The sequence below is a fragment of the Arthrobacter sp. AOP36-A1-22 genome (genome assembly GCF_052377615.1).
GTDB lineage: Bacteria > Actinomycetota > Actinomycetes > Actinomycetales > Micrococcaceae > Arthrobacter_H.
In genome coordinates, this window is record NZ_JBQSWX010000001.1 from 248,359 (window position 1) to 258,448 (window position 10,090).

General features: G+C 60.0%; 8 protein-coding genes. 5 read left to right on the forward strand and 3 right to left on the reverse strand.

Features of this window, described 5'->3' with window-relative positions; all coding sequences use genetic code 11:
• Positions 1-208: 208 nt before the first annotated feature.
• Positions 209-1,654, reverse strand: a complete 1,446-nt coding sequence (locus ACT3S2_RS01260) for an integrase core domain-containing protein (RefSeq protein ID WP_444555771.1) — start codon at positions 1,652-1,654, stop codon at positions 209-211.
• A 382-nt stretch (positions 1,655-2,036) separates the two neighbouring features.
• Here ACT3S2_RS01260 and ACT3S2_RS01265 point away from each other — a divergent pair, with 382 nt between their 5' ends.
• From ACT3S2_RS01265 to ACT3S2_RS01275, 3 genes are all read left to right on the forward strand, one after another.
• The gene (locus ACT3S2_RS01265) at positions 2,037-3,008 is read left to right on the forward strand and encodes a 3-oxoacyl-ACP synthase III family protein (RefSeq protein WP_444555740.1); all 972 of its coding nucleotides are present in this window, start codon (positions 2,037-2,039) and stop codon (positions 3,006-3,008) included.
• Positions 3,009-3,091: 83 nt separating this feature from the next.
• Positions 3,092-3,733, forward strand: a complete 642-nt coding sequence (locus ACT3S2_RS01270; protein ID WP_444555741.1) for an ABC transporter ATP-binding protein — start codon at positions 3,092-3,094, stop codon at positions 3,731-3,733.
• A complete protein-coding gene (locus ACT3S2_RS01275) occupies positions 3,730-6,012 on the forward strand; it encodes an ABC transporter permease (protein ID WP_444555742.1) in 2,283 nt (760 codons plus the stop codon). Before ACT3S2_RS01270 ends, ACT3S2_RS01275 begins: the two co-directional genes overlap by 4 nt.
• Before the next feature lie 60 nt (positions 6,013-6,072).
• Here the strand turns inward: ACT3S2_RS01275 and ACT3S2_RS01280 are convergent, their stop codons facing one another.
• Positions 6,073-6,696 carry a ScbR family autoregulator-binding transcription factor gene (locus tag ACT3S2_RS01280; RefSeq protein ID WP_444555743.1) on the reverse strand — a complete coding sequence of 208 codons (624 nt, stop codon included), beginning with the start codon at positions 6,694-6,696 and terminating at the stop codon, positions 6,073-6,075.
• Positions 6,697-6,983: 287 nt separating this feature from the next.
• Positions 6,984-7,793, reverse strand: a complete 810-nt coding sequence (locus ACT3S2_RS01285; protein WP_444555744.1) for a MerR family transcriptional regulator — start codon at positions 7,791-7,793, stop codon at positions 6,984-6,986.
• A gap of 55 nt (positions 7,794-7,848) precedes the next feature.
• Between ACT3S2_RS01285 and ACT3S2_RS01290 the strand changes: the two genes are divergently transcribed.
• Entirely contained in the window at positions 7,849-9,126 is a 1,278-nt protein-coding gene (locus tag ACT3S2_RS01290) for an amidohydrolase family protein (RefSeq protein ID WP_444555745.1), read from the forward strand.
• 308 nt (positions 9,127-9,434) lie between these two features.
• Positions 9,435-10,090 (forward strand): AAA family ATPase (locus ACT3S2_RS01295; protein ID WP_444555746.1); only part of this gene is annotated, 656 nt, incomplete at its 3' end.

Here is a 10,090-nt window from a genome sequence, read left to right on the forward strand (position 1 = left end):
TGTGACATACTTCATAAATGGAGGAACTCGCTACCGAGGTCCGGTTCCGCCGCATGGCGAGTAGGGCTTGACGGTAGCGCGAGTCCGCGTAGTTGGTGTGTAATCTCGCAACATCGTGGACACCAAATCTCTTCACTTCGTGGACAGCGGATCTCATGGCTTCGTGCACAGCTACCAGCGCTCACTACGAGCCATGTGGGTCTTGAACCTAGCCGCGGTTGAAGACCTCCGGCACCTGTCGTTGACGTTCGGCGAACTGCCCGCGGTAAGCGGCTTGTTTCCGCGCCCATTGCTTCGTTGAATGGGACAGTTGCACGCCCTGGATCGCGTAGGAGGCAACGTAGCGCCCGCGCACGTGTAATGCGATCATGGGCAACGGGAACGAGAACACGATTTCACTGGTGTCGGGATCTGAGAGCAGGAATTCATTCTCGGTGATCGTTCTTTGGAACCGGCGTCCGGCGAACGTCGTCGGCAACGACACGTGGTATCCCTGATAGTAGACCTGCCGGTTGTCCGCGGTGACGTCTACGAGCACCTGGTTGACAGCCTGCGGTGCCTGCTCATTACCACCGAGGATGTCGTTATCGATGATCTTCCCGGACTTGGACATGGTCACCGTGGCGCGCCCGAGCTCGAGCTGCCTGAGCCTGCGCACCCGGCGGTACTCGGCGGCCTTGCTCTCGAGCACCGCCAGCGCCAACGGCTCCGTCGCCGGCGTATGGACGAGCAGTTCCCACGCGGTGTCTGGGGTGGATTGGTTCAGGGACTGGTGCGGCCGACGATGGTTATAGTGCTGTCTATATCGGGCGATCCTTTCGCGCAGTTGCTCCAGTGTCCCGGGCCGGTTGGCTAGGAGAAACCGCTGCAGGGTTTGATGCGAGCGTTCATTCTTACCCTGGGTCGTGGGCTTGCCCGGCAGGCCACTGATCGGCATGGTGCCCTTTGAGGCCAGGTAGATTTCCACGGCTCCGATCTTGCCCTGGCGCAGTTGGTTGAACGCCAACGAATTGTCGCTTAAGACCTCTTGCGGAGCTCCGTGCGCGGCGATGGCCTTGGCGAGGACGTGTTGGGCGTCGGCGCTGTTTTCCTCCCGTTGGTATGCCCAGGTACCCACGTCGTAACGGGTCGCGTCGTCAAGGAGCTGGTACACCGTCACCTTGGGCCCGTTGGCCAGCCGGAACTCGAAAGCATCGAGCTGCCACAGCGCCATCGCGGTGGCCCGCACGAAGGGGATGTAGGAGGATTTCGGACGTTTGCGTGGAGAGCGCTCGACATGTCCGACGCTGGCCAGGAGCCTGGCGATGGTCGCCACTGAGGGGACCTTCCCGCCGGGGAAGGCGTCCTGGATGGTGGCCTCGTAATAGATCGTAAGTGGCCCGTAGTCCCACCCGTCGGATTTGAGCTGTTTTCGGATCCTGACGAGCTCATTGACCACCGCCGTACCGTACCGCCGAGCGGGCTGTTTCGGCGCCCGGGACTGGGGATGCAGAGCGGCCGTTGATTCGGTGGCGGCACGGCCGCGGATCTTGTAGAACACGCTCCGGGAGACCTTCAGCGATTTGCAGAAATCGCTCACCGTCAGGGAGTGGGGCTGGGCCGGGTCGTAGTTGATGATCGCAGCCCGTGTGCTGGGCGAAAGTACGTTGGTCATGCCATCGACTGTCCCAGCGCACTGAGCACGGGCCAGTGTCTACGATGTGGTGAGACAGCGTGTCCACGATGTCATGAGATCGTGTGTCCACGATGCGTTGAGACAGGACACACGAAGCCATGAGATCCGCTGTCCACGAAGTGAAGAGATTTGGTGTCCACGATGTTGCGAGATTACACACCATATCCCCGGAACCGTGCTACCAAATGTCCAGACGTGCGCTACCGTCAAGCGCTACTCGCCAATGAGGACGCCGGAAAATTTACCAAACGTCCCACTCTTGGGCGTCGACCTCCATACGTCTGAATTCGTTCTGTCTTTTTCACTGACCGGTCGGCTAGTATGTCGATTATCGTTGATGCTTAGGGGAGGAAGTCCGGTCATGGGTACTTTGTCAGTTCGGGTTTTGGGATCAGGGGAAGCGCTACCACGACGGATCGTTCCGACAGCGGAGGTTGCCGCTCTCTGCGGAATCTCCGCGGAGGAAGCCATACAGCGGACCGGGATACACCATAGGCATTGGATCAGTGCCGACGAGGACCCTCTAGCGCAGGGCGCTTTGGCCGCGGAGAGGGCCATTGAAGATGCCGGACTGACTCTGAAGGATATCGACCTGGTGCTCAATGCCTCGGGAAGTCCCATGCAGGCCATCCCCGACGGAGGTGCACCCATCGCTAGCCAGTTGGGGATAACCGGAAAATTTGCGTTCTCCATTCATGCAACTTGCATTTCGTTCCTGGTGGCCTTCCAACAAGCGGCTCTCATTCTTGAAGCTGGCCTTGCTGCCAACATCCTGGTGGTTTCGACGGAGGCGGGTAGCCGCGGACTGAATTTCAGTCAGCCAGAAAGCGCCTGTCTCATCGGCGATGCAGCGGCGGCAGTGGTGCTGGGAAAAGCAGATCGTTCGGGCCAAGGAATCACGGATTCATCGTTCTTCACGGATCAACGGGGGATTCGTGATGCCGAAATTCGCGGTTTTGGCAGTCGGTTGCGCGTCGATGACGCCCCCGCACACCCGGAGGACTTCCAGTTCGATATGCAGGGCCTGAAGTTGCTTCGGGGCGCCATTGGAACTTTTCCGCCCTTCCTCGAAGCTCTCCGCCCCGGGTTGAGCACCAGCACGGAGGGGATCGACCATGTGATTCCCCACCAAACGAGCAAAGCCGGAATGGAAATGATGGCCAGGTTCTGGGGACGGGAGAAGATGACCATCACCCTGGCGGAGGTGGGCAATACCATCGCCGCCAGCATCCCCCTGGCCCTGCATAGGACGCGGATCCGACCCGGAGAGACCGCGTTGCTGGTGGGAACGGGCTCGGGAACGCACTATGGAGCGCTGATCGTCCAGTGGTAGCTACACACCCGACCTATATCTCGACCAGTGGCGCGGGCCGGACCTTCGGCACCGGACACGCCCGAGTCGTTGCGCTGGCGGACGTGAGTGTCCAGATTGCCGCCGGTGAGTTCACCGTTATCCTCGGTCCTTCCGGGTCGGGGAAGACCACTCTGCTGAACATCATCGGGGGCATGGACAGCCCGAGCACAGGCACCATCCGTGTTGGCGAAGACCATCTGGAGTCGCTGTCGGATCGTGCCCTGACGCAGTATCGGCGCGCTCAAGTCGGATTTGTCTTCCAGTTCTACAACTTGGTGCCCAATCTGACCGCCGTCGAGAATGTTGCCCTCGCGGCTGCTCTGGTCATGTCACGTCGCGAGGCGGGGAGCATCGCTACTGATCTGTTGCGTCGCGTCGGACTCGGACACCGGCTCAACCAGTTTCCTCGCCATCTCTCGGGCGGGGAAATGCAACGAGTGGCGATCGCGCGGGCGCTGGCCAAGAGGCCGGCCCTCTTGCTTTGCGACGAGCCCAGTGGTGCCCTGGATTCTCAGACCGGGGTGGAGATTCTTGCCCAATTGCAAGAAACCGCGCACGCTACGGGCACCGCCGTGGTTGTTGTGACGCATGATCAATTGTTGGCTGCCGCTGCCGATAAACTCATCCGTCTGGCGGACGGAAAAATCATTGAGGACACCCACAATGCGACCCCCGAGATCATCGGTCGGCAGGCTTCCGCATGATGGTGCTGTTCATCCACAAACTCGGCAGGGACCTGCGAGAGCATTGGGCCCAATTCGCCGCCGTTTGCCTCATGGCAGCCCTCAGCGTTCTAATCTTTTCGGGTCTGGAAGGCGGGTGGAAGGGAATCGAAATGGAGCTTGATTCCTTTGCCGCTGAGAACAGGATGCCTGACGCATGGATCACCGGTCTAGACCTGACCGATGAGGATCTTGCCGAAGTCGAGCAGATCGGTGGTGTGGACGAGGCCGCCCTGGTGTCTTCGATCCCGGTCACGGTAACCCGTGGAGGGACGGTCGATGATCTTGAACTGTCCACCAGAGGCGTCAGCGACATCAATTCGCCGCGGGTCGTCACCGGCGCCCCGGTGGACTCCTCGGACGGAGTTTGGCTCGACGAGTCCTACGCGAAAGCCAACAATCTGGACACAGGCGATCGGATGACCGTGACGCGTGAGGGGGAGGAAACAGAACTACGCATCAATGGGCTGATACTCCAACCGGACAAGATAGCCTATGCCGGTAGTGGGATGGTCGCCCCTGACGCTTCGACCTACGGCTATGGGCTGGTCAGCAACGAGACCGCCAGGGAACTGGCCGCCCAAGCACCCGTCAGCCAGAGCATCGTGGTGAGCGGGGACCCTGCACAATTGGGTGATGCGGTCAGGACGATCCTGGGCGATCGGTACGGGTCGTTTACTGAAACAGATACTTACCCCCATGTCGCGACCGCGTACGAGCGGGTGGACCAGATCCGGAGTCTGTCGTACCTGTTCTCGTCGTTGTTCCTCCTCGTGGCCTTGCTATCGATTTCCACCTCCATCCGACGTCTCACCGATATCCAACGCGCCGAGGTGGCCATCCTGAAAGCCCTTGGCTACTCGAATCGAGTTATCGCCTCCTACTACACCGCGGTGGGGATCGTCGCCGTATCGGCAGGTTGCGTCGCGGGACTGGCGCTGACGCCCGCGTTGTCCCGCTATGTTCTTGATACGCAGCAAGGCAGCTTCTCGTTGCCCATCTGGCAGCCCGCCTATGCCATCGACAGCGCTGCCCTTCCACTCGTGCTGATTACGGTCTGTATCGTCGCGTCCTGGTCTGCAACCCGCCGCATGCGAAGGATGAGCCCGGCAGAGGGGATGCGGCCAGACACGGGGAGGGCTCGACGGACACCACTTGAACGCCTGCGCGCCATATGGCAGCGGATTCCCTATGGCAGCAGGTGGGCCATTCGGGATGCCACGGGTAGTCCCGTCCGGGTCATTATGGGGGTCATCGCGACGACAGGATGCATGATGCTACTTGTCACCGGCTTCGGGATGCCGGATACGCTCAATAAGCAGGTGGAGCTGTCTTACGAGGAACAGTATCGTTACGACACACGTCTGCAGATCTCCCCGCTGGCAGGTGCGGCGGCACGAGACAGGATCGAATCCGAAGCCGGGACCGGACAGTGGATCGAGCAGTCCCCGGCGCGCATCGACTCTGATGGAGGTGTCGAGCACACCTTGACAGTTCTGGGAGAGGGGGATCTCTTCCGGGTTCTCGATTCAGGCGGAGACCCGGTGACGGTGGACGACGGCGCAATCATCAGTGAGCGGCTCGCTAATCAACTGGGCGTCGATGTTGGAGACGAGATCAACGTGGAAACGACGGATGGCTCCGGTATCGATCTCCAGATCACCGCGTTGACCTCCATCTCCGAACCCCAAGGTGTCCTCGTCTCGGATTCCACCTGGGCCGCAGCCGGAGGGATATTCACGCCAAACGGCTATCTGACCGAGAAGTCCGTTGGCCAGGAGGTCATCGACCTGTCCGCCGTGGCCGGTGCGGTCACGCTCGACGAGCAGAGCGAAAATGCGCGGTCGCTGGTCGCGTCCCTGACCAGCGTTTTCACGCTCATTAAGGTCTTTGCGATCATCCTCGCCGTCGTAGTCCTTTATAATCTCGGCGCGATGAGCTTCACCGAACGTATCCGAGACTACGCGACCCTGCGCGTCTTGGGCTTCCATCATCAGGAACTCCGATCTCTGGCCAGCCGCGAGAACATTTCCACCACCTTGATCGGGTGGCTCTTGGGCATCCCGGCCGGGTGGTGGTTCCTCGGTGAATATGTTGGCCTGTTCAGCACGGATCGAGCCAGTTATCACCCGTTCATTACGATGGGAAGCTGGGCCATTGCGTCCCTGATTACGATCGTTTTCGCGATGACTGCGACGCTGATGTTGACCAGGCGGATCAAGGGCATCGATATGACGAGCGCGCTCAAAGGCGTCGAATAGCAGCACTACCACGTGCGGACCCGGCGGCTGGTCCTGTTCTGGGAAGGAGTCTGGTAGCTTTTAGCCCGTGCGTACTGCCGCGATCCCGGGCAGAAACATTTCCCACATCGCTTCAACTCGCTCGACGAGATCGGAGCGCCCAGTGAGCTGGTGGGATATTTCCTGGGCACCGAAGAAGCCGGCAACGATCTGCCACGCGACGGCGTCGAGATCCAGATCAGGGCGAACCTCCCCCCCGTGGCGGGCTTCACCCAGATGCTTTGCGACCGACTCGACCCATGCGAGGAACGGAGTCGGCAGGTCGATGCCAATGAGATTGGCTTCGCGCATCAGTCGGAGTGGTGCCCGGACTCCGGCGTCATCCCGATAGCGGTGCGCGACTTCGGCCGAGAGCCAACGCAGTGCTGTCAGTCCTGTCAGTTCGCGATCGGAGATTGCCTGCACGAGTGACTCCCACGCCGAAAAATACGTATCGATCACGGCTTTGGCCAGGTCGGATTTGGAGTTGAAGTGGAAGTACACCGATCCTTTGGTCAATTCGATGCGCTTCGCGATTTCACTTAGTGCGACCGCGGCATATCCACGCTCGTCAAATTCCTCCGCGGCCACCCGCAGGATCGAAGCCCGCGTGCGCTGCCGCTGCTGTTCGCGCATCGCCAGTTCCACTGCGCTCTCATCATCCACTAGTCGGTCGGTATGCCAATACCTTATCAGCCGTTGATTTCCAGTGAATGGCACCCATCCCTATCATCAGGTTTTTGGAGTCGGTGCCTGCGAACGTGCGCCGGGCCCTGCCCGGAGTTAGGCCGTGGCAACTTCGTCTGGATCGTGGTACGGGCGGGGAAGTGTGTGAGCTTCGGGAATTGGCAGCGCGGAATGTCATACGTCGCTTTCGAAGTGAAACTAGAGGCCCCGCCTTAGCAGGGAACTTTTACCAGTCGCCTCAAAATCTCTTACCGGACCTCTTGCTGTCAGTAGTTCAACTCACGGCATCGATGTTCGTCGGATTTACGAGTCGGGGCTCTATGAGGCAGCTGCTTGGCATAGGTTTTCATCGCTGCTGCGAGCCACGGAGGCAAGACGGGATCGATCTTGCTGATCCACGCTCGTTGCTGGTTGTCACTCAAGTAGAGATCAGCCAAGGCCTCGTAGGAACTGGCATCTGGCTGCCAGAATTGGCCCATGGAGTTGTAGTGCTCGCCGACGAGCTCCTGAGCGGGGCCCGCACATGGTGGGACGCCTTGATGGAAAAGGACCGCCATTCGGTGCAGAAGCTCGCGGCTCTTGGTTGCCGCCTGCTCGTAGTCGGCGACTTCCCAACTGGAGGTGGCCGCCGCGGCACTGCTGAAGGTGGCCTCCACACCGGGACCGTGCACCGCCGACAAGTGGTTCCGTAAGCGGAGACGGTCTTGATGGAGGCCACGGAAGAAATCCTCGGGATCCATGACATCATTGCCAGTGAGGTCTGTGATGGTCCGCTCGATCGTCTCGATGACGGCGTCCAGACGATCTCGCTCAGAGAGGATCTGATCGCGTTGAAAACGCAACGCGGAAATCTCGCTGCTCTGCCCGCTGATTACCTGCCCAATCTCGACCAAGCCCAAGCCCATCTGTCGCAACAACAGGATGCGTTGGAGCCGACGCAGCTCGGCACGGCCGTACCAACGGTAGCCATTGGCACCGACTTCACTGGGGGTAAGAAGGCCGATGGCGTCATAGTGTCGAAGTGCTCGAGAAGTGACGCCAGCGATCTTCGCGACCTGGCTGATGGAATGTCGCACCAAAGAAGCCTAGCCGCTTGACCTTCTCGTTAGGTCAACTTCTATCTTCGTGGACATGAGCCTCACGATCACCAACATTCGGGTATTTGATGGCAACCGGATCACTAAGGACAGCGCCGTACGTATCGTTGACGGATGGATCGACGCCGTCGGCGGCCCGGAGTTAGCCGACCCGTCGGATCAGGTTGTCGACGGAGCCGGGGGGACACTGCTGCCGGGGTTGATCGATACCCACCTCCACTTGTTGCCAGGAGCGCCGCACCAGGCGGTGACATTCGGGGTGACGACCATCATTGATCAGTTCAGCAAGCCGGAACTCGTCACACCGATCCTCGCCGGCAACGGATCATCAGACGTCGCCGAGGTCCGGACCTCAAGCATCGGAGCGACCGCCCCCGGAGGGCACCCAACGATGGCATACTCTCCGTTTCCCTACGTCACTGGCCCCGAGGAGGCATCTGGGTTCGTAGCGGACCGTCTTGCCGAAGGCGCGACCCACCTGAAGGTGCTGTACGACGACGGATCCACCAGCCCCGTGCCGATGCCCTCATTGGACTTGGGCACGGTACGGGCGCTGGTGGAAGCAGCCCATGCTGCAGAGATCATCGTCATCGCGCACGTCATGACGGCCGCCGCGGCCGTCGACGTCGTCAACCAAGGCGTCGACGTGCTGGCTCATGTGCCCTTCGAATTGCTGAATCCCACGCAGGTGGAGACTTTGGCGGCAGCCGAGGTGGCGGTGATCGCCACGCTCGACATCGCTGATGGCTTCCCCGACTCCGAGGGCCGGATGCCGCTGTTGACGCAGCTCGGACTAGCCACACGCCTGGGGTCGGCATGGACCGGGATGCTCGAACGCCAGGCACAGCGGTGGATGCCTCCTGGACTTCCGGACTTCGCTGCCGCACGTCGAAACGTGCACGCACTGCATTCCTGCGGAGTTGTTCTTCTGGCCGGGACGGACGCCCCGAACCCCGGCCTGGTCCCCGGTGCCAGCCTGCACCGTGAACTCCAACACCTGACCGAGGCCGGACTCAGCCCCTGTGAAGCACTCGCTGCCGCGACGTCCCGACCTGCTGACGTTTTCGGTTTGAACGATCGCGGAGCGATCCTCCCGGGAAAACGAGCCGACCTTCTTCTGGTCGCAGGATGCCCAGACCAAGAAATCGTCGCAACACAGGCCATCGCCGCCGTGTGGAAGCAAGGGATACCGGTCGTGCTCGACGCCTACGGGGGCAGTGTCGAGGAGGACGAGAGCCTGGCCTCGCTCCAAGCAACCAACGAGAAGATCATCGCCGCCATCACGGAGATGTGGCCGAAAATCTCCAGCTAAAGCTAGTCCTAGGCTCTTGGCCGAACTTAGCAAAAGCTCCAGCGGACGGATAGCACGATGTATGTCTCATCCCTCAGGCGACGCCCCTAGGAAGTGCTTTCCGATTTGCCCAACTGTGAGTCAGATCCCAGAGAGCTAAATCGCCTAGATTCGGGCGACCTATCCCAGATAGGGCGCGCAGGAATCGCATGCGATCCAGCCTGGCGACAACGCGGCTTTCCCCTCCAAAGCGAAATCCAAATGTTCTGGAACAGGGCCTGGCACTTACCCTAAATAGGATGGGGGTAGGTCTAACTCGAGGGGGAAATTTGCGAATCGAAAATATCAAGTCCATCAACGACTTCAGGATCTTTCAGGGCTGGTCCCCTCCAACGGCATTCACCGGCTTTAGAGATATCAACCTTATTTACGCCAACAACGGCAGTGGGAAGTCCACACTCGCGTCGCTGCTGTGCCCGCCGCAGTCCCCTGACGGCTGGGCTGCTGGCGTCTCCTTGGAAATCTCTGAAGGAAAAGCCAATCGAGAAGTCACCTCCCCCGAGGACCCACTTTGGGACAGGGTCTCAATTTTCAACAAAGCCTACGTGGAGGAGTGTTTCGATTTCCAAGCGGGCGAAGCCAAAGCACTTCTCGCCCTTGGAAAAGAAAATGCAAACCGCGAAAAAGAGCTGCGGGCTACACGCGCCCGGTTGGATGAACTGATTCTCGAGTCGCCAAAGCTAGAGAGAGCGGCCGCGCAAAAGGAAGCATCCCCCAAGATGATTCTCAAGAACCTCGGGACACTTGTCACTTCAACGCTTGGGGGTGTGAACGGTTACGGTCGTGGATACGACGCCCGCAACGTTCATAAGGCACTTTCGCGGGCGATGAAAGACAAGCTGAGAGCAGCTTTTGATCCTGAAGCGGAGATAGAAAAGGCACAATCTACCTTTCTCGAAAAAGTGACACGAACACCGCCGCTGTC